The following is a 730-nucleotide window of genomic DNA, read 5'->3' on the forward strand; positions in this document are numbered from 1 at the left end:
TTTCTTTCTTGGTCAAGCCCTCGACCTATTAGTATCACTAAGCTTAAGACATTGCTGCCCTTACACCTGTGACCTATCTACCAGGTAGTCTTCCTGGGGTCTTACTTCGTTAACCGAATGGGAAATCTTATCTTAAGGGAGACTTCGCGCTTAGATGCCTTCAGCGCTTATTCCTTCCAGACTTGGCTACTCAGCCATGCCGTTGGCACGACAACTGATACACCAGTGGTCTGTCCATCCCGGTCCTCTCGTACTAGGGACAGCTCCTTTCAAATTTCCTACGCCCACGACGGATAGGGACCGAACTGTCTCACGACGTTCTGAACCCAGCTCGCGTGCCTCTTTAATGGGCGAACAGCCCAACCCTTGGAACCTGCTACAGCTCCAGGATGAGACGAGCCGACATCGAGGTGCCAAACCTCCCCGTCGATGTGGACTCTTGGGGGAGATAAGCCTGTTATCCCCGGGGTAGCTTTTATCCGTTGAGCGATGGCCCTTCCACTCGGTGCCACCGGATCACTAAGTCCAAGTTTCCTTCCTGCTCGACTTGTTGGTCTCGCAGTCAAGCTCCCTTCTGCCTTTGCACTCTTCGCACGATTTCCGTCCGTGCTGAGGGAACCTTTGAGCGCCTCCGTTACTCTTTAGGAGGCGACCGCCCCAGTCAAACTGCCCAACTGACAGTGTCCTAAAACTGGTTTCACAGTTTCTAGTTAGAACTTCAGTATTATAA

Annotated in this window: 1 rRNA gene; it reads right to left on the minus strand. The window is 52.2% G+C overall.

The window, feature by feature from the left end:
- Positions 1 to 8: 8 nt before the first annotated feature.
- Positions 9 to 730: ribosomal RNA gene (locus CLPU_RS16365) — 23S ribosomal RNA — on the minus strand; the annotation flags it as partial.

Origin of the sequence: Gottschalkia purinilytica (genome assembly GCF_001190785.1) — a bacterium.
In the GTDB taxonomy this organism is placed as follows: Bacteria; Bacillota; Clostridia; order Tissierellales; family Gottschalkiaceae; genus Gottschalkia_A; species Gottschalkia_A purinilytica.